Origin of the sequence: Micromonospora sp. CPCC 206061 (genome assembly GCF_036906915.1) — a bacterium.
Classification (GTDB): Bacteria; Actinomycetota; Actinomycetes; order Mycobacteriales; family Micromonosporaceae; genus Phytohabitans.
Window position 1 is genome coordinate 439,254 of the sequence record NZ_JBAKHX010000001.1, and the last position, 17,755, is coordinate 457,008.

Annotated in this window: 19 protein-coding genes; 2 read left to right on the top strand and 17 right to left on the bottom strand. The window is 73.4% G+C overall.

Annotated features, from left to right (window positions below; translation table 11 throughout):
- Window positions 1-41: 41 nt before the first annotated feature.
- The 17 genes from V6V89_RS01955 to V6V89_RS02035 all read right to left on the bottom strand — a co-directional run bounded on the left by V6V89_RS01955 (window position 42) and on the right by V6V89_RS02035 (window position 15,125).
- Window positions 42-1,316: a cytochrome P450 gene (locus V6V89_RS01955; RefSeq protein WP_334617138.1), complete on the bottom strand. Its 1,275-nt coding sequence runs from the start codon at window positions 1,314-1,316 to the stop codon at window positions 42-44.
- Window positions 1,317-1,326: 10 nt separating this feature from the next.
- Window positions 1,327-2,877, bottom strand: coding sequence for an AMP-binding protein (locus V6V89_RS01960; RefSeq protein WP_334617139.1), 1,551 nt, complete (start codon window positions 2,875-2,877; stop codon window positions 1,327-1,329).
- Between the two features lie 8 nt (window positions 2,878-2,885).
- Window positions 2,886-3,662 (bottom strand): class II aldolase/adducin family protein, encoded by a 777-nt coding sequence (locus tag V6V89_RS01965; RefSeq protein ID WP_334617140.1) that lies wholly within the window; start codon window positions 3,660-3,662, stop codon window positions 2,886-2,888.
- Window positions 3,663-3,680: 18 nt separating this feature from the next.
- The gene (locus V6V89_RS01970; protein ID WP_334617141.1) at window positions 3,681-4,394 is read right to left on the bottom strand and encodes a 2-hydroxychromene-2-carboxylate isomerase; all 714 of its coding nucleotides are present in this window, start codon (window positions 4,392-4,394) and stop codon (window positions 3,681-3,683) included.
- A complete protein-coding gene (locus tag V6V89_RS01975; protein ID WP_334617142.1) occupies window positions 4,391-5,311 on the bottom strand; it encodes a thioesterase in 921 nt (306 codons plus the stop codon). The genes V6V89_RS01970 and V6V89_RS01975 overlap by 4 nt, the downstream gene beginning before the upstream one ends.
- Window positions 5,308-6,114, bottom strand: a complete 807-nt coding sequence (locus V6V89_RS01980) for an alpha/beta fold hydrolase (protein WP_334617143.1) — start codon at window positions 6,112-6,114, stop codon at window positions 5,308-5,310. Before V6V89_RS01980 ends, V6V89_RS01975 begins: the two co-directional genes overlap by 4 nt.
- Entirely contained in the window at window positions 6,107-6,940 is an 834-nt protein-coding gene (locus tag V6V89_RS01985) for a beta-ketoacyl synthase N-terminal-like domain-containing protein (protein WP_334617144.1), read from the bottom strand. Before V6V89_RS01985 ends, V6V89_RS01980 begins: the two co-directional genes overlap by 8 nt.
- On the bottom strand, window positions 6,922-8,061 hold the full coding sequence (locus V6V89_RS01990; RefSeq protein ID WP_334617145.1) for a beta-ketoacyl synthase N-terminal-like domain-containing protein: 1,140 nt from the start codon (window positions 8,059-8,061) through the stop codon (window positions 6,922-6,924). Before V6V89_RS01990 ends, V6V89_RS01985 begins: the two co-directional genes overlap by 19 nt.
- The gene (locus V6V89_RS01995) at window positions 8,039-9,139 is read right to left on the bottom strand and encodes a beta-ketoacyl synthase N-terminal-like domain-containing protein (RefSeq protein ID WP_334617146.1); all 1,101 of its coding nucleotides are present in this window, start codon (window positions 9,137-9,139) and stop codon (window positions 8,039-8,041) included. The genes V6V89_RS01990 and V6V89_RS01995 overlap by 23 nt, the downstream gene beginning before the upstream one ends.
- On the bottom strand, window positions 9,136-10,341 hold the full coding sequence (locus V6V89_RS02000; RefSeq protein ID WP_334617147.1) for a beta-ketoacyl-[acyl-carrier-protein] synthase family protein: 1,206 nt from the start codon (window positions 10,339-10,341) through the stop codon (window positions 9,136-9,138). The genes V6V89_RS01995 and V6V89_RS02000 overlap by 4 nt, the downstream gene beginning before the upstream one ends.
- 3 nt (window positions 10,342-10,344) lie before the next feature.
- Entirely contained in the window at window positions 10,345-10,599 is a 255-nt protein-coding gene (locus V6V89_RS02005) for an acyl carrier protein (RefSeq protein ID WP_334617148.1), read from the bottom strand.
- Between the two features lie 37 nt (window positions 10,600-10,636).
- On the bottom strand, window positions 10,637-11,119 hold the full coding sequence (locus V6V89_RS02010; protein ID WP_334617149.1) for a 3-hydroxyacyl-ACP dehydratase FabZ family protein: 483 nt from the start codon (window positions 11,117-11,119) through the stop codon (window positions 10,637-10,639).
- Window positions 11,112-11,594 carry a 3-hydroxyacyl-ACP dehydratase FabZ family protein gene (locus tag V6V89_RS02015; protein ID WP_334617150.1) on the bottom strand — a complete coding sequence of 161 codons (483 nt, stop codon included), beginning with the start codon at window positions 11,592-11,594 and terminating at the stop codon, window positions 11,112-11,114. The genes V6V89_RS02010 and V6V89_RS02015 overlap by 8 nt, the downstream gene beginning before the upstream one ends.
- Entirely contained in the window at window positions 11,591-12,322 is a 732-nt protein-coding gene (gene fabG / locus V6V89_RS02020) for a 3-oxoacyl-[acyl-carrier-protein] reductase (RefSeq protein ID WP_334617151.1), read from the bottom strand. The genes V6V89_RS02015 and fabG overlap by 4 nt, the downstream gene beginning before the upstream one ends.
- Window positions 12,323-12,462: 140 nt before the next feature.
- Entirely contained in the window at window positions 12,463-12,657 is a 195-nt protein-coding gene (locus V6V89_RS02025; protein WP_334617152.1) for a ferredoxin, read from the bottom strand.
- Window positions 12,658-12,674: 17 nt separating this feature from the next.
- A complete protein-coding gene (locus V6V89_RS02030; protein ID WP_334617153.1) occupies window positions 12,675-13,934 on the bottom strand; it encodes a CaiB/BaiF CoA transferase family protein in 1,260 nt (419 codons plus the stop codon).
- 9 nt (window positions 13,935-13,943) lie between these two features.
- Window positions 13,944-15,125 carry a steroid 3-ketoacyl-CoA thiolase gene (locus V6V89_RS02035; protein ID WP_334617154.1) on the bottom strand — a complete coding sequence of 394 codons (1,182 nt, stop codon included), beginning with the start codon at window positions 15,123-15,125 and terminating at the stop codon, window positions 13,944-13,946.
- Between the two features lie 161 nt (window positions 15,126-15,286).
- Here V6V89_RS02035 and V6V89_RS02040 point away from each other — a divergent pair, with 161 nt between their 5' ends.
- Window positions 15,287-16,507 (top strand): cytochrome P450, encoded by a 1,221-nt coding sequence (locus V6V89_RS02040; protein WP_334617155.1) that lies wholly within the window; start codon window positions 15,287-15,289, stop codon window positions 16,505-16,507.
- A complete protein-coding gene (locus tag V6V89_RS02045; RefSeq protein WP_334617156.1) occupies window positions 16,500-17,753 on the top strand; it encodes a cytochrome P450 in 1,254 nt (417 codons plus the stop codon). Before V6V89_RS02040 ends, V6V89_RS02045 begins: the two co-directional genes overlap by 8 nt.
- Window positions 17,754-17,755: the final 2 nt, after the last annotated feature.

Sequence of the window (17,755 nt, forward strand, 5' to 3'; positions counted from 1 at the left end):
GGGGTGGCGGGCGGCGCCCAGCGCACCGCCGGCCACCCCCGTCAGGCGCGAACGCGGACCGGCATCGACTTGATTCCGTTGACGAAGTTCGACTCCAGCCGCACCTGTGGCCCGTCCAGCTCCACGGCGGGCAGGTGCGGCAGCAGCTCAGTCAGCACCGCGCTGAGCTCCAGCCGCGCGAGATGGGCGCCGAGGCAGAAATGCGGCCCGATGCCGAATGACAGGTGCGGGTTGGGATCGCGCGCCAGGTCCAGCCGGTCGGCGCCGGGGATGGCGTGGCCGTCGCGGTTGGCGGAGGCGTAGTACAGGACGACCTTGTCCCCCTCCGCGATCGGCTGCCCGGCGAGCTCGGTATCGCCGGTCGCGGTCCGGCGGAACTGCATGATCGGCGTCACCCACCGCACCAGCTCCTCGACGGCCGTCGGCAGCGCGTCCTGGCCAGCGGCGTGCAGGCGATCGCGCTCGCCAGGGTGCTCGACCAGGGCCTGCACGCTGCCCGAGATCAGGTGCCGGGTGGTCTCGTTTCCGGCCACGACGAGCAGCAGCCAGAACTGGCAGAACTCCCGATCGGACAGCCGGCGGCCGGCCACCTCCGCGGTGGCGAGCCGCGTCACCAGATCGTCCCGGGGCGCCCGCCGGCGCTCCTCCGCCACCCGCAAGGCGTACTGGAAGGCCTCGGCGAACGCCTGCCGGTACGCCTCGACGTCCCCGCCACCGTACTCAGGGTCGTCGAAGCCGACCAGCCGGTTGCTCCAGCCGTACAGCAGATGACGGTCGGCGCGCGGTATGCCGAGCAGGTCGGCCAGGACCAGCAACGGCACCTCGGCGGCCAGGTCCGTGACCACGTCGAAGCGGTCCTTCTCCAGGCACCCGCGGATCACCGTCCGGGCGTGGTCGGTCACCTGGTCACGCAGCCGCCCAACGGCGCGTGGCGTGAACACCGCCGAGACCACTCGGCGGACCGCGGTGTGCTCGGGTGCGTCCATGTTGATCAGTAGCTGCCGGACGAACTCCAGATCCGCCTTGGTGCGCGGATCGTTGAGGAACGCTCCGCGCCGGCCCGACGAGAAGGTGCCGGGCTCGCGGGACGCGGCCACGACGGCGGCGTGGGTGGTCACCGCCCAGTACCCGCTGCCGCTGTCTACGATCGGCCCGGCCGAGCTGGGACGGACGCGGGGTTGCTCGGCCACCCAGCTCACCGGCGCCTCCCGCCGGCGGCGGGCGAACTCGGCGTGCGGTACGCCGACCCGGTAGGTCGCCGGGTCCGCGAGCTGGACCGGAGCGGCGCGGGCCGTCCGGTCGGGAGCGATAGCCATTGTCGGCTCCTCAGGTGGGGTGTCGGCCGTACTGCTCGCGCAGCAGGCGTTTGCTCAACTTCCCGCTGGGGTCGCGCGGCAGCGCCGCGGTGACGCGGTACACGCGGGGGACCTTGAACCCGGCCAGGCTTTCGCGGCAGTGCCGCTCCAGCGCCGCCGGCGCGTCGACCTCGGCCAGCGCTCCCGGGCGCAGCTCGACGACCGCGAGCGGGCGCTCACCGAACACCTCGTCGGGCACGCCGACGACCGCCGCGTCGCGCACCGCGGGATGGCTGAGCAGTACCGCCTCCAACTCAGCCGGGTAGATGTTCACGCTGCCCGAGACGATCATGTCCTTGGCGCGTCCGGTGAGGAACAGGTAGCCGTCCTCGTCCAGGTAGCCCAACTCGCCGTACGTGAAGACCCCCGGCGCCAGGTGGGCCCGCCTGGTCTCGTCGGGCGCGTTGTGGTACTCGAACCCGGCCCGGGAAGCGCGCCGGAGGAAGACCCGCCCGACCACGCCCGGCGGTACCGGCCGGTCGTTGTCGTCGACCACCAGGATCTCGGTCGCGGTGGCCGCGCGGCCCACACTGCCCGGCCGGCGCAGCCACTCAGCGGAGTCGATGAGCGTGGCCACACCGCCCTCCGTGGCACCGTAGTACTCCAGGAACACCGGGCCCCACCAGTCGATCATGCGGCGCTTGGCGGCGGCGGGACAGGGACCGCCGCCATGCCAGACCAATTCGAGACGCGAGCCGTCGAAGGCGCGCCGGACTGGCTCGGGCAGCGCCAGGAGCCGAACCATCTGCGCCGGCACGAGGTGGCAGACCGCGATGTTCTCCCCCTCGATCGCCGCCAGCGTGGCGGCCGGGTCGAAGCGCTCGTGCAGCAGCACGGGGCAGCCGCGCAGCAGCGGCATCACGAGGAAGAACAGCTGCGCCGAGTGGTACCAGGGGCCGACGTGGAGCACCGGTCGACGGCGGGGCACCCGCAGTGCGGCGCCGGCGTACTCCAGCAACCCGCTGACGCGCCGCAGCGGCGCCCCGAGGCGGAACAGATTGTTCCGCACGCCCTTCGGGCTGCCGGTCGAGCCCGACGTGTACATCATGACCGTGCCGCAGTGCTGGTCGGCGGGCTCCGCCGGGTCGGCGCCGGCGAGCAGCGGCTCCACCGGCACGAGGCCACTGCGGCTTACGTCGCCGGTGACCAACCCGAACCGCGGCGGAGCCGGGCAGAGCTGCCGCGCGGCGGCGACCGCTGGGGCGGTGCCATCGTCGGCGAGCACACCCACGCTGCCACTGTCGGCGAGGATCGCCGCCATCTCGCGCGGGGTCAGGTGCCAGTTGACCGGTACCGCGACCACGCCGGCGTGCAGGCAGGCGAGTAAGGCCTCGACGGTCTCCCGGCGGTTGCCCAGCGCCATGGCTAGACAGTCCCCTGTGGACAGGCCCAACCCGCGCAACACGGCGATCCACCGGTTGACCCGCTCGTCCAGCTGAGCCCAGGTGCGGGCGCCACGCGCGTCGCGCAGGGCAGGCTCCCCGCCGTACTCGCGCGCCGTACCGGCCAGCAGTCCCGCCATCGTCCACCTCAGTCGAGCAGGTCGGGTTGGCTGCGCGTGATGTCGGCGTACAGCACGCGGAAGTTGACCCGCCCCATGCCCGGAGTGCCGATCTGCGCACGCGTCGCGCGGGCGCTGTCGGGCTCGATCAGCAGCGCCTTGCCGGCCGCCTCGGCGAGCAGCTGCACCTGGCAGCAGCGGTCCATCGAGATGAACCACCACGCCGCCTCCCCCACCGAGTGCCCGACCGTGAGCAGGCCGTGATTGCGCAGCACCACCGCCTTGTGCCCGCCGAGGGTGCGCGCGATGTGCTTGCCTTCCTCGCTTTCCAGCACCACGCCGCCGTAGTGGTCGAACACCTCGTGGTCCTCGTAGAAGGCGCAGGCATCCTGGGTCAGTGGGTCGAGCCGCCGCCCGGTCGTCGACCACGCCCGGCCGTACACCGAGTGCGCGTGTGCGGCGGCGACCACATCCGGCCGGGCCTCGTGAATCTGCGAGTGGATGGCGAACCCGGCCGGGTTCACCGTGCCGGCGCCGGACAGCACCTCGCCGGCGCGGTCCACCAGCAACAGGTCGCTGGCGCGCACCTGGGAGAACGGCTGGCCGAACCGATTGACCCAGAAACAGTCGGGGCGTTCGGTATCGCGAGCGGTGATGTGCCCGCCCGCGCCCTCGTCGAACCCGTAGCGCGCGAAGACGCGCAACGCGGCGGCGAGCTGCCGCTTGCGGTGCAGCCGCTCCTGTTCCGGGCTCCGCTCCTGTTCCGGGCTCCGGCGGGGGGCGGTTCTGGTGTCCTGGTCGCTCACACGTCCTCCTCTGTGCGGTCAGCCGCAGCCGCCCGCGGTGTCGGTGTCGTAGCCGGCCAGCACCTGGCCCGGCGCGGCGGGGCGCGGCTCGGCCAGCGGTGGCTCCGGCGGCGACCAGACAGCCAGGAAGTCGGCCAGCCGGTCGAGCCCCCAGAACCGGTGCTGGCCCCACCGCAGGTACGGCACGCCGAAGACGTCGTCGTGGTACGCCTGTACCAGCCCCGCGACGGCCGCCTCACGGACCTCCGGATCGTGCGGCGCGGCCAGCGCCGCCTCCGGGTCGACACCGGCATCGAGGGCGACTTGCCGCAGCACCCGCGGCGTGCAGATGTCTTCGCCGCGCTGCCACCGCGCCGCCGTCACCGCGTCGTAGAACTCCAGCGCGCGGCCCTGCTCCCGGGCCGCGAGCCAGGCCAGGTGCGGCAGTTCCCACCAGGGGTCCACGTCGACCGGCCAGGCCATCCGCAGGCCGTGCCGCTCCGCCTGCCGCCGCGTGTCCATCAGGATGTACCGGTGCTTGGCGCGGCTCATCTGCACGTAGTGGAACTCGGCCCCGCGCTCAGTCAGCATCCGTTCGGTCGTCTGATCCGGATCGAAGTACGGCACCCAGTCGATCCGCCGCATCGCGTCGGGCACCGCTGCCCGCAACCGCAGCACGGTCATCCAGCTGTACGGGCTACGGAACGAGAAGTACAGCCGAGCCCGCGACTTCGGGCGACGCAAACCAGTCATGCCGACACTCCCACGCCGACCGGGGCAACCGCTCGGGTGCCGGTCAAGGCGGCGATGACCCCGTCGTCCAGGGTGGCCAGGCTCCCGGCCGCCGGTCCCGCGCTCACCGCGTAGGCGTGCAGGATCGACGCGGTCGCCACCGGCACCCATGCTCCCCGGCGCTCGACGTGGCAGGTCATCCGGCCGCCGAACATCATGTCGCGCACCATGTCGTCGACCGCGAACGTGGTGTGGACGGTCTCCTCCATGCGGGCGGGTGCCAGCATGCGCACCCGGGCCCGCGACACCACCGGGATCCACGACCGTTCGGCGAGCATCCGACCGACCGAGATGCCCACGCTGGCCAGGAAGCGGTCGACGGTCACCTCGAGGGCGCGTACGTAGCCGGAGTGCTGCACCCGATCCGAGAAGTGGCACAAGACGTAGCTCGCCGGCCAGGACCACCGGAACGCGCCCGGCGACGGCGCTCCGACGCCATCGACGCTCGCGTCGAGACCGGGCGGGACCCGCGCGGTCGTCACCAGTGCGGCCAGCTCCGGTGGCGGGGCCGGCGGTACGCCCGCGGTGCGCTCGGGAATCAGGGCCACCGCGACCTTGCCCCGCAACACGGTGACCGGCTGCCCGTCCCGCTCGACCCGCAGGCGGACCGCGAACAGCCGGTCCGCCACCCGGTCGACCTCGGCCTCGACCTCGTCGTCGACCTCGAGCACCGCCGGCAGCTGCACCGACTCGTCAACGATCTCCAAGCCGAGGCCGTGTTCGTGGTACAGCCGCTGCGGGCCGTAGCCCCGGCTGCGGAACCAGTGCAGCACGGCCTCTTCCACCAGGTACATGAAGTGCTTGAAGCCCACCCAGGTGCGGATGTTCGCGCCCTCGTAGCGAGGCCGGCACCGCAGCACGGCCGCGTCCCTCGTCATCGGTCCTCCCCTTCGAGTGCCGGCACTGGTCGCAGCCCGGCGGTCATGGCGAACGAGCTGACGTCGGCCGCGACCTGGCCTGCGCGCCGGACATGGCAGAAGTGGTCGTATCCCTCGTGCACGCGTACGGTCGCCGCGGGCATATCCCGCGCGAGAGCGGCGGCCGCCGCCCGCGGCAAGGTGTGGTCGGCGGCGCCGGCGAGCACCAGCACTGGTACCTCTACTGTGGACAGTGTCAGCCCGCCGCTGGCCACGAAGTGCTCGAAGACGGTGAGGAAGCCGCCCGGCCCGATCCGGTCCACCGCTTTTGCGGTCACCACCTCGAGCAGTTCGGCGTCCATGACCTCGGCGCGCCGGCCGAGCCGCGCCCGAACACCGTCCCGCACGTGCCGCACGAACCCGCTGCGGGACCGCTCGAACACGCGCCACGTCACCGGCAGCTCAGGAGGCCGGTAGAGCGGGCACAACAGCACCGCACCTCGTCTCGGCGCCGCCCCACCGGCGACCAGCTCCAGGGTCGCGTTGGCGCCGAACGAGTGCGCGACGACGAGGTCGGGGCGTGCGCCCACCAGGTCCAGGGCCGCGGCCAGCCAGGCGCGCGCCGGCCGGCCGCGCCGCCACCGGTAGTCGTTGCCCGCTCGCCAAGGGAGGTCGAGGGCGACCACCCGCCACGCCGGGTCGAGCCGCGCGGCCACGGCGCGCCAGCTTTGCCAGGAGTCCTCCAGGCCGTGGACGAGCACGGCGAGCGGGCCGCCCGGGACGCCCGCCCCAAGCACGCGCACCGCGCCGGCCAGCTCATCCATCGCCGCTCCCGGCGACCGTCACGGCCCGCCAGCCGTCGGCTGGATCGCCGCAGACCACGCCGACCGGCCCGGCGCCGCCTTCGGCGAGCCAACGCGCGGCCGTGGCGAGCCCCACCACGCCCTGCGCGCCGTAGCAGTCGCCCCACGGTGGCGGCCCGTCCGCGCCGCCGAACACCAGCGCCGGCCGGTCCGGCTGATCCGGCCACTTCGGATAGCCGGGCGCCTCGCGCACCCGGATCGCCGGCCGTCCGGGCGCGAGGGCGAGCACCACGCAAGCGGCTCCGGCGCGCAACGGAGTCGCCGGCGCGCCGCACCGGTACAGCCGCGTGGCGACCTCGTCGGCGGGCTCGGCGCCCACCAGAACCACCCGCCGCGCCCGGCCGGAGCGCAGCAACAGGCCGCCCAGCGCGAAGCCATCGAGCCCGGCGGTGGCACCGGAGCACACCATCAGGTTCGGGCCGCCGAACCTGAACCACCTCGCCACCGTGCTGGCCACCACGTTGCTGGAAGCGTTCGGGGCAGCGAGCGGGCTTACCTCGCGCGCCTGGCCGGCCGCCACCGCTCGCGCCGCCTGCGCCACCGTCTCGACGTTGCCCAGGTTGCCGCACGCCACCACGGCGGTGTCCGGGCGCACCGCGCCCTCCGGGCGCACCTTGGCAGGCAGTCCGAGCGCCCGGTGTACCGCGCAGAGCGCGAGCCGGGTCGCCGGTTCCTTGTACAGCAGGCCCCGGCGGCCGAGCAGTTCCATGGCCCGGTCGGCGGGCACCGCCTCGGCGCATTCGCCGGGCAGGTGCACGCTCCAGCCGGTCAGGTAGACGCCGGCCATCGGGCACCTCCCGGCAGCGGTTCGAGCAGCGTCACCGCGTTGACGCCGCCGAAGCCGAACGCGTCGACCTGCACCAACCGCGGCGACACGCGTACCGGCTGCAGTGCGAATCGCAGGCCGTCGCCCTCCGGCAGCACGGTACGCAGACCCACGACGGGCGGCACCACGCCGCTGGCCAGGCAGCGCACCGCCACGTCGAGGCTGACCAGGCCGGCGCTGCCCGAGGTGTGGCCGACCGCACCCTTGATGGCGGTGATCAGCGGATCCCCGCCGCCATCGCGGAGAACCTGGCGCAGCGCGGCGCACTCGGTCGGGTCGTTGAGGGCGGTGCCGGTGCCATGCGCCACCACGAGGTCGACGTCGGCGGCGGACCGGTCCCCCCGCGACAGCGCGTCCCGCATCGCGCGGCAGATGCCCGCCACGTCCGGTGCCGTCTCGTGGTACGCGTCGCAGGACAGGCCGGTGGCCAACAGCCGTGCGAGGCCGGAGCGGGCGGTCGTCTCGGAAACCACCACGGCCGCGGCCGCGCCCTCGCCGAGCAGGACTCCCTGCCGGGCGGCGTCGAAGGGCCGCACGCGCTCGGTCGGTACGTCCGCCACACGGCCGATCATCGCGAGCATCGAGGAGGTCATACCGTCGGCGGCGGCGGCCACCACCGCGTCCGCCTCACCCATCTCGACCAGATCCTGCGCCAGCGCCAGCGCGTGGCCACCCGCGCTGCACGCGTTCGCGATCGTGATGATGTCGGCCAGCCCCGGCACCGCCTCGGCGAGCGCGTCCCGGAAATGCAGCCGGTGCCGCGGCACCTCTCGGCCGGCCACCGCCCACTCCTCCACCGCCGCGAGCTCACGCAACCCGGTGCCCACGAGCGCGACCACCCGCTGCCGCCCAGGGCGCAGGTCAGCCTCGGCCACCGCCCGGCGTACGCAGTCGACAAGCCACCGGCTGGCCAGGAACGGGCCGCCGCCGTCCCCGTGGTAGCCGTACCGCACGTTGATTCCCGCCGGGTCGGGGTGCCGCAGCGGCGCCACCCCGCTGTCGCCACGGCACAGCGCCGCGAACGTCTGGTCCCCGTCGCCGAAGCAGGTGCGTACCTGACTAGCCGCGAGAACGACCGCCACGCCCCCACCCCCGAACCAGCGCGGCGGCCGCCGCGCCATCGCCACCGCGCGCGGTCAGCAGCGTTACCGTGCCGTCCCGCTCCGGCTCCGCCCGGTGCAGGCCCAGCAGGACGGCGAGCCCTAGGGCGCCATGCGCGGCGTCGCACTCGCCGAACAGCGACTTGGGCAGCAGCCGGCGCGGCCGCCTGCCGAGCACCGATACCACGGCGTCGTACTCGCTGCGATCGCCGGTCTCCCACTCGCCCGAGACCACGAGGCTCGGCTCGCCCTCGGGCAGCCGCACCCGGGCGAGTACCCGGCGGACGCAGGCGGCCAGCGCGTCCGCGCCGCCGCCCGGTCCAGGGCCGAACCCGGTCGCCACGGCGAGCACCTCGGCATCGTGGTGCGCACCGCGCCGCGGCACACCCGACCGCTCGATCGTGAACACCGCGGCGCCTTCGCCGGCGGCCCGGCTCGACCCGTCCGGCCCGGTCAGGTGGACCGTCCAGGCTCGGTGGGCGCTGAACTCCTCGACCGCGCCGACGAGGATCGCGTCGGCGTAGCCGCGGGTGAGCGCGTTGTCGGCGTACCGGAGGGCGCTGAGGAACGCCGTCGGTCCGCCGGCGATGGTGGCGTTGACGCCGCGCAGGCCGTGCCGGATGGCCGCCTGACCGGCCGCGCAGTTCATCACGGTATTGGGAAACAGGACCGGGTTGACCAGGTAGGGCTTGTCCTGCACCAGCGTCTCGCGCGTGAAGTCGCTGGTGGACTTGAAGCTGCCGAGCGTGGTGCCCAGCACCAGGCCGACCCGGGACCGGTCGCCGTCGTCGGTGAGCGGCAGCGCGCTGTCCCGCAGCGCCTCGCCGCACGCGACCGCCGCAAGCGCGGTCGCTCGGTCGTAGAAGCTGGTGCCCTTGCGGCCGAGCTCGCGGCGCGGGTCGAAGCCGGCGTACGCGTATCCGCTGGGCTCGGGCGGATCGCCGGCGGGCGTCAGGGCCGGCGGCGTCCCGGCGGCGTGCCGGTCGACCAGGGCCGGCACGCCGATACCGTCCGGGCTTACGGCCCCCCAGCCGCTGATCACCAGTCCGCCCGTGGTCACCGCACCGCTCCCAGCATGACGATCGCGTTGTTCCCGCCGAACGCGAAGCCGTTGTTCTGGGCGATCCGGACCGTGGCGGGACGAGGTTGGTTGGGCACGACGTCAAGGTCGCCGAGGGCCGGATCCGCCACGGTGAGGTTGACGGTGGGTGGCAGGAACCCGCGGTCGATCGCGATGGTGGTGGCGATCGCGCCGAACCCGCTCGCCGCGCCCATGGTGTGGCCGATCATCGACTTGATCGAGCTGACGGGAGGCATCCGGGCGCCGAACACCTCGCGGATGGCCTGCGCCTCGGTCGCGTCGTTGGCCGGCGTGCCGGTGCCGTGTGCGCAGATATAGTCCACTTCGGACGGTTTGACGGCGGCATTGCGATGCGCGATACGGATGCATTCGGCCACGCTCGCCCGGTCTGGCGCCACCGGATGGCTGGCGTCGCAGTTGAGGCCGTAACCGAGGACCTCCGCGTAGGCGCGGGCGCCGCGCGACTGGGCATGCTCCAGCGTCTCCATCAGCAGCACCGCACCGCCTTCGCCGGTCAGGATGCCCGCCCGGTCGCGGTCGAACGGCGTGCAGCGATCCGGCGCCAGCGCGCCGAGGCGGAAGAAGCCGGCGTGCGCCCAGCGGCACACCGAGTCGGCCCCGCCGGCCAACATCACGTCGGCCTCTCCGCTGGCGAGCAGGTCGTACGCGTACCCGATGGCGTAGTTGCTGGCCGAACAGGCGGTGGCGATGGTCAGCGACTCGCCGGCAAGGCCGAGCTCGGCGCTGACCGCATGGGCGAGCCGGCTGGCCGGCACCTGGCGGAGCAGGTCGGGCGCCACGGCAGAGAAGCCCTCGGCCACCAGCTGCGCGGTCACCGCCTCGACGGCGACCGACTCGCCGCTGGTGGTGCCGATCACCGCGCCGGCGCGCTCCGGCGACAGCTGGGCAAGGTCGAGCCGGCCGTCCGCCACCGCCAGGCGCCCCGCCGCCGCGGCGAACTGGCTGGACCGGCCCCACCGCCCTGGGGCGATCCGGCGCAGAATGGCGCCGGGCTCGAAGTCACGCACCTCCCCGCCGCGGTCGTGGGGGAAGCCGGTGGTGTCGAAGCTGGTGATGGGCGAGATTCCGGAACGGCCGGCGCGGAGCGCGGCGGCGAACGCCTCCGCGCCCACGCCGATGCTCGACACCGGACCGAGCCCGGTCACCACCACCCGTGGCATCTCTCAGCCCTGCCCGCCCGCGTACCGGACCAGCGCGTCATGTACCAGCTTGAGATTGCGCAGGGTAGCCAGTTCCGACTGCGGGATCTCGACCTTGTAGACCTTGTCGATGCGGGCCAGGATCTCGATCGCGCGCAACGAGTCCGCCTCGTACTCGTCGATGAAGTCGCCGGTGTCGGTGAGCTCCTCGGGCTCCACTTCCAGTACCTCGGCGACGATCGCGCGAAGCTCTTCCAGGCGCGGGTCGGTCTGCGTCATGGCGTCCTCCTCGGCTCGGTTCGGTCAGGGTGGTCAGTCAGGTCGGGCGTGCGGCGCGTCCGGCCAGGTCGGCGCGCGGCCGGCGGGCCGCGATCAACGTGTCGACCTGGGCGACCCTGCGGTCGCCGATCCAGGTCTCGCCACGGGCGAACGCGGTCTCCGCCACCACGCGTTCGATCTCGACGTGATGGCGCAGCACGTCGCCGGGGAAGGCCCCGCCCTCCACGCGGTAGTCACGCACTCCGGCGAACAGCAGAACCGAGGCGGTGGCGGCGGGTTCCTGTCCGCGCAGCCACAACAGTGCGGCGGTCTGGCCCAGGGACTCGAGCATGAGCGAGACGGGGTAGGCGTAGTCGGCAGGCGCGGCGCCGTCGCCCATTCCGGCGTAGCAGGGCTCGTTGACGGTGACCGCCTTCAGGGCGCAGATCGAGAGCTCCGGCACCAGGCTCACCACTCGATCAACCAGCAGCAGCGGGTAGCGCTGCGGCAGCAGGGTCCGGATCCAGCTCTGCTCACTCATCCGGCACGACCTCGTCGAACATGGCCACCGCGCGCGCCACCACGACGCCGTCGCGGCGCCGCCACTCGGCGGCAACCCGCCACCGGCCGGGAGCCTCGGCCGTGGCCCCGGCCACCAGGCTCAGCTCGTCGCCAGGCAGCGCCGGCGCCAGGAACCGGGCGGACCGCACGACCCGCAGCAAGGCCGCCCGGCCCTCCTGCCGGCTGAACGCGGCGTCGACCGCCTGCCGGAGGCACTCCACCAGGAACACGCCGGGAAACACCGGGAAGCCTGGAAAGTGGCCGGCCAGGTTGGGGTCGCCGGCCCGGACCGCGGTGCGGGCGTGGATCTCGATCCCGTACGTCGAGTGGCGCACCCGCAACGCGTCCAGCGCAGGCAGCGGAGCGGCGAACGCCGGCACCGGCACTGGCGCCCAGCCGGTGTCTGTCTGGGCGGTCTCGGCGGCCTCGGCGGTCTGGGCGGCCTCGGCGCTCACAGCGTCATACCCCCGTCCACGCCGAAGACCTGGCCGGTGACGTACGCGGCGCGCTCGGACAGCAGGAACGCCACCATCTCGGCAACGTCGTCGGGTTGGCCGAACCGCCGCAGTGGAACCTGGTCGAGGGCTCGGGCCCGCTGCTTGGCGGTAAGGGCGCCGGTCATGTCGGTCTCGACGAAACCGGGAGCCACCACGTTGACTCGGATGCCGTAGCGCGCGACCTCCTTGGCGAGCGCCTTGCTGAGCCCGATGATCCCGGCTTTGCTCGCGGCGTACGCGGTCTGGCCGGCGTTGCCGTAGATGCCGGCGATCGAGGACATGTTGACCACCGCGCCGGCGTGCCGCTTGATGAAGCGAAAGGTGACCGCGCGCGAGACGTTCCAGGTGCCGGTGAGGTTCACCTCGTGCACCGCACGCCAGTCGGCGGGCGCGGTCAGCACGAGCGGCGCGTCCCGGGTGACGCCGGCGTTGTTAACCAGGCAGTCCAACGGACCGAGCCGCTCCTCCACATCGCGCACGAACGCGTCGACCGCGGCCTCGTCGGCCACGTCGCAGGCGGCGAAGTGGCACGGCACCCCGAACGATCGCACTTCGGCCTCGGTCTTGCTCGCGGTCTCCGAGGGGGTCGCGTAGCACCCGGCGACGGCGTAGCCCTCCCTGGCCAGGCGCAGCGCGACCGCCCGGCCGATGCCGCGCGACGCTCCGGTGACCAACGCACGGTGCATGTTTCAGCAGTCCCCCGTCCAGCTACCCCAGCCTCGATGCGAAGCAGAATCACCATTCCCGTACCCGTCCATGGTGTATGACATGGCGCGATTCAGCAAGAGGCCGCATTCACAAATGTTTGTCCATTGAGGACAGCACATCAGTCGTCGACCAGCGTGATGGCCAGCTTCGGGCAGGCGCGAGCGGCTGCCTCCACGTCCGGCCAAAGCCGCCGTTCTGGCTCCTTCGTGAGCACGTGCAGCATGTCGTCGTCACCGACCCGGAAGACCTCCGGCGCGACGCTCGCACACATGGCGTTGCTTTCGCACAGGTCGAAGTCGACCTCCACGCGCATGGCTACTCCCTCCTTCGCTATCCCCCACCGGCCGCACCGCCCGCCGGCGCGGTGGGCGACCCGGTGGCGCCCGCGGCGTGCAGCGCACCCCGCTCGTCAGCACCGATCCCGATCTCCGCCAGCACCTCGTCGGTGTGCTGGCCGGGCGCCGGGGCGCCCATACGCACCCTCGTCGGCGTCCGGGCGAACTTGGCCGCCGGGCCGACCAGCGGAGCCCTCGTGCCGTTCCAGAGCACGGTCTGCTGGAGCATGTCCCGCTCGCGGATGTGCGGATCCGCGGCCACGTCCGCCAGCTCCCGCACCTGGCCGGCCACCACGCCCGCGCGCTCCAGCGCGGCGAGCACCTCCGCCACGGGGCGCTCCCGGCACCACTGGGCGACCAGCCGGTTGACCTCGTCCCGGTTGGCGCGCCGCTCGTCGTTGCGGGCGAACCCCGGCGCGCGGGCCAGGCGCGGGCAGCCCATCGTCTCGGCCAGCGCCCGCCACTGGCGGTCCAGCGCGACCACGAGGTAGACCCGCCCGTCGGCGCAGTCGTAGGCGTTGCTAGGCACCACGAACTCCGTCTCATCACCGAGCCGGCGCGGCGCCGCGCCGGTGGCTGCGAGCGTCAGGTACCCGTTGCTGGAGTAGAGCAGCGCGTCGAGCATCGCGACGTCGACGTGCTGGCCCTCGCCGGTGCGATCCCGGTGGCGCAAAGCCGCGAGCGCCGCGATCGCGCCGTGCAGGCCGGCCATATCGTCAGCGAGGAAGGTCGGCGCCTTGACCGGATCGTCGCCGCGCCCGCCGTTGAGCGCCATCCACCCGCTCTCGGCCTGCACGACCGGGTCGTACCCGCGCCGTGCCGCCGCCGGACCGAACTGCCCCCATCCCGAGATGGAGACCACGACGATGTCCCGCTTGACCGCGCGGCAGTCCTGGTAGCCCACCCCCCAGCCGTCCAGCGTGCCCGGGCGGAAGTTCTCCACCACGAGGTCTGCGGTCGCGACGAGGGCCAGGAACACCCGCCGGGCCGGCGGCTGGCGCAGGTCGAGGCAGATGCCGCGCTTGTTGCGGTTGACCGTCTGGTGAAACCAGGACAGCCCGGTGCCGGGAATCTCCGGCGGCGGCTGGCCGCGCCCGCCCGGCAGCTCCACCCGGATGACGTCGGCGCCGAGGTCGGCCAGCACGCAGTTGGCCATCGGTCCGGACCAGACGGTGGTGACATCGAGGACGCGCAGGCCGTGCAGCGGGCCGTCGACGTCGTCGCGTGCCTCGCGGTAGAACTCGGCCTTGTCCACCCGTCCTCCTCACAGCCGCTGGAGCAGGGACGCGGTGCCCAGCGAGCCGCCGCAGCACATCGTCACGAGCGCGTACTCGCCGCCGCAGCGCTCCAGCTCGTGCAGAGCGGTGGCGATGAGGCGGGTACCGGTAGCGCCCAGCGGATGCCCCAGCGCGATGGCACCGCCCGAGACGTTCAGCCGCTCGGCGTCCGCGCGGTACCGGCGGGACCAGGCCAGCACCACGGCGGCGAACGCCTCGTTCACCTCGTACCGGTCGATGTCGCCAAGCGCCATCCCGGACCGGTCGAGGAGCTTGGCGGTGGCCTCGATCGGCCCGTCCAGCAGGTAGTACGGGTCGGCGCCGGTGACGACCTGGTGCACCAGGCGAGCGCGCGGGCGCAGCCCTTCGGCGCGCGCGCGGTCCTCCGACATCCACAGCACCGCAGCCGCCCCGTCGGAGATCTGGGAGATCGTGGCGGCGGTGTGCAGACCATCCGGAAGCACCGGCGCGAGCGCCGTGAGGCCTGTGGCCGTGCTCGGCCGCACCCCCTCGTCGCGGGTCACCTCGACCTGGCGCGGCTCGCCGGGCTCGCTGGGCTCGGCCTCAGGGCCCGGCACGGGCCCCTTGAGCGGGACGACCTCGCGGTCGAACCGCCCCTGCGCCCAGGCTGCCGCCGCCCGGTCCTGAGACAGCAACCCGTACTCGTCCAGCTGCGCCCGGCTGACGCCCTCCCGGCGGGCGATCCGCTCCGCGCCGCCGAACTGGCTCTTCGGCGGATCCTGCCACGGATAGTCCGCGGTCTTGTAGTGGCCCGGTCCATTGTAGAGGTTGACGCCGATGGGTACGCGGCTCATGGACTCCACGCCACACGCGATGCCGACCTCGATGACGCCAGCGGTGATGAGCGCGGCCACGAGGTGGTTCGCCTGCTGCCCACTGCCGCAGGACGCGTCCACCGTGGTGGCCGGTACTCGGTAGTCCAGGCCGGTGCTCAACCAGGCGTTGCGCGTGACGTTGAGGCTCTGCTCGCCGGCCTGGGTGACGCATCCCCCGATGATCTGATCCACCTCGCCGGGCGCCACACCGGCCCTTTCGATCACCGCGCGCTGCACCGCCCGCAGCAGCTCGACCGCCTTGAGCCCGGACAGTGAGCCGCCGCGCCTGCCGATCGGCGTGCGTACCGCCTCGACGATCACCGGTGTCGCCATACGCTCCCCCGCCGATGTCGACTTCCACCAATGGTCTCTTTCACTCTCCACGGCTGCGGCCAGAAAAACAACACTCTTCGACCACGGGAGAATCCACCATGATGGTGTATCGTCGCGGTCGAGTCGCAGTCGCTTCGCCGGGGCGTGATCGGGGGGTCTCGATGCCCGAAGCCGTCACGGTCCTGCCGCCCCGATTCGACGGCACGGACCCCGCCACAATGTCCAACCCGTATCCGGTCTACGCCAAGCTGCGCGCGGCGGGGCCGCTGTGCCGCTTCGGGCCGATGCAGTACGGCGTGACCCGCTACGCGGACGTCAACGCGCTGATGCGCGATCCGCGGCTGCACAAGCACCTGATGCCGGAGGCCTTCTACCAGTTGGTGACCGGCCGGGGCCCGGCCAGCGAGTTCGTCGGCCAGATGGACAGCGTCCGTGGCGGCCCCGCCATCCAGCAGGCGATCGCCCACGAGTTCGGGCCCGCGGCGATACGGGCCCGCGCCGTCCGGATCGCCGCGGTGGTCGACGATCTGGTGGCGGCCATGCTGGCCGCGGGCCGCGCGGACACGGTGGCGGCCCTTGCCCGGCCGCTGCCGGTGGCGGTGCTCGGCGAGTTGCTGGGCGTACCGCCGGCCGAGCGCAGCGAGGTGGCGGCGCGGGTGGCGCCCCTGTCGGTCCTCGGCGACGCGCCGACCGCCGCCGGCCGGGCGATGGAGGCGGCCGACGCCGCCGTGCTGTGGCTGCGCGACTACTTCCGGGCGCTGCTGCGCGATCGGGCGCGGGCGCCACGCGATGACCTGCTGAGCGGGATCGCCGCGGCGGCCGACGACGCCGCGGCACGCGACCGTGGCGCCGACGACGCCATCCGGCTGCTCTACGCCGGGCTGGACACCACGACCAGCCTGATCGCCAGTGGGTGCGCGGCGCTCGCGGCGCACCCGGACCAGTACGCGCGGCTGCGCGCCGATCCATCCCTGGCGGCCACGGCGGTGGAGGAGTTCCTGCGCTACGACGCGCCGATCCAGACGACGGTGCGGATGGCCCGCGAGCCGGTGCAGGTCGGCGGCCGGTCGGTGCGCGCCGGTCGGGTACTCGTGCTCATGCTCGGCTGCGCCAATCACGACGACCGGCGGTTCCACCGGCCAGACCGGCTGGATGTCGGCCGGCGCCCCAACCCCCATCTGAGCTTCGGCGGCGGCCCTTACTTCTGCGTCGGCGCCGCGCTGGCCCGCGCGCAGGCCACCGCGGTGTTCGACCGGCTGGCCCGCGGCTGCGCGGCGCTGGAGCCGGACGGCGAGCCGATCCGCGCGCCACAGTTCAACTTCCGCTCGCACCAGCGCGTCCCGGTCCGGCTCACGCCGAGCGCGGGAGGTACGCGTGCCTGAGCCGACCATGCTTGCGCTGACCGGCGATCCGCTGTACACCTTCGCGACCTCGCGGCAGTACCGGGTGGACCCATACCCGTTCCTCGCCGGACTGCGGCGCACATCACCGGTGCACCGCTCGACCGCCGGCTTCTGCCTGCTGACCCGGTACGAGGATGTCGCGCGGGCATTGCGCGACCCTGCGCTGGGCACCGCCAGCGTCACCGACTCGCCGCAGGACGGCGCGGTGGCCGGGATCGCCGAGGCGATCCGGCGCGGCGTCACCCGGCCGGTCAGCGCCCTCGATCCGCCGGAGCACGGCCGGGTCCGCCGCGCGCTCGCCGGCGCCTTTCCCCGCGACCTTTTCGAGACGCTGCGCGAGCCCGTGGAGCGGCGGGTCGACGAGTTGCTCGACGGCCTGCCCGCTGGCGAGGTGGTCGACGCGGTAAGCGCCTTGGCACTGCCGCTGCCGCTGGCGGTCGTCTGCGACCTGCTCGGTGTGCCCGACCGGGACCGCGAGGCGCTGGCTAGCTGGGGCAGCGCGCTCGCGGCCAACGGCGACCCGGGCTTCCTGCTGGCCGAGGAGCACCGCGGCGCGGCCCTGCGTGCGGAGCGCGACCTCGGCGCCTACTTCGGACGGCTGCTGGTGCGCCGGCGGCACCGCCCGGACGGCGGCCCCTTGGCCGCGCTGATCGCCGCCGGCGACGGCACCGACCGGCTGGCCTTCCACGAACTGATGGCCAACAGCGCGTTCCTGTTCGTCAACGGGTATCACAACACGGTCAACCTGATCTCTCTCGGGCTGCTGGCTCTGCTGCGCAATCCCGACCAGTACGCGCGGCTGGGCGCCGAGCCGGACCTGGCGCCGGCCGCGGTGGAGGAGTTGCTGCGCTTCGACAGCCCGATCCAGTCCATCGCCCGGGTAGCGCGCGAGCGGTACGAGGTGGGCGGCGCGGTGCTGCCACCGGGTACCCAGGTCATGGCCATGGTCGGCGCGGCCCACCGCGATCCGGAGGCGTTCGAGGAGCCGGACCGGCTGGATCTCGGGCGCCGGTCGTCGCGGCGGGCGCTGTCCTTCGGCGGCGGCGTGCACTACTGCCTCGGCGCGGCGGTCGCGCGGATGGAGGTCGAGGTGCTGCTGCGGGAGACGGCCCGCAGGTTTCCCGACCTGGCGCTCGCGGGGGCGCCGGAGTGGTCGTCGACGTTCACGCTGCGCGGGTTGGACCTGCTGCCGGTGCGCCTGGGCAAGCGGAGGCGGGAGGGCTGACG

Excerpts from the sequence above, each read along its gene's own strand:
- V6V89_RS01955 (WP_334617138.1), bottom strand. The coding sequence starts at position 1,316 with ATGGCTATCGCTCCCGACCGGACGGCCCGCGCCGCTCCGGTCCAGCTC.
- V6V89_RS01960 (WP_334617139.1), bottom strand. The coding sequence starts at position 2,877 with ATGGCGGGACTGCTGGCCGGTACGGCGCGCGAGTACGGCGGGGAGCCT.
- V6V89_RS01970 (WP_334617141.1), bottom strand. The coding sequence starts at position 4,394 with ATGACTGGTTTGCGTCGCCCGAAGTCGCGGGCTCGGCTGTACTTCTCG.
- V6V89_RS01975 (WP_334617142.1), bottom strand. The coding sequence starts at position 5,311 with ATGACGAGGGACGCGGCCGTGCTGCGGTGCCGGCCTCGCTACGAGGGC.
- V6V89_RS01980 (WP_334617143.1), bottom strand. The coding sequence starts at position 6,114 with ATGGATGAGCTGGCCGGCGCGGTGCGCGTGCTTGGGGCGGGCGTCCCG.
- V6V89_RS01985 (WP_334617144.1), bottom strand. The coding sequence starts at position 6,940 with ATGGCCGGCGTCTACCTGACCGGCTGGAGCGTGCACCTGCCCGGCGAA.
- V6V89_RS02000 (WP_334617147.1), bottom strand. The coding sequence starts at position 10,341 with ATGCCACGGGTGGTGGTGACCGGGCTCGGTCCGGTGTCGAGCATCGGC.
- V6V89_RS02005 (WP_334617148.1), bottom strand. The coding sequence starts at position 10,599 with ATGACGCAGACCGACCCGCGCCTGGAAGAGCTTCGCGCGATCGTCGCC.
- V6V89_RS02010 (WP_334617149.1), bottom strand. The coding sequence starts at position 11,119 with ATGAGTGAGCAGAGCTGGATCCGGACCCTGCTGCCGCAGCGCTACCCG.
- fabG (WP_334617151.1), bottom strand. The coding sequence starts at position 12,322 with ATGCACCGTGCGTTGGTCACCGGAGCGTCGCGCGGCATCGGCCGGGCG.
- V6V89_RS02025 (WP_334617152.1), bottom strand. The coding sequence starts at position 12,657 with ATGCGCGTGGAGGTCGACTTCGACCTGTGCGAAAGCAACGCCATGTGT.
- V6V89_RS02035 (WP_334617154.1), bottom strand. The coding sequence starts at position 15,125 with ATGGCGACACCGGTGATCGTCGAGGCGGTACGCACGCCGATCGGCAGG.
- V6V89_RS02040 (WP_334617155.1), top strand. The coding sequence starts at position 15,287 with ATGCCCGAAGCCGTCACGGTCCTGCCGCCCCGATTCGACGGCACGGAC.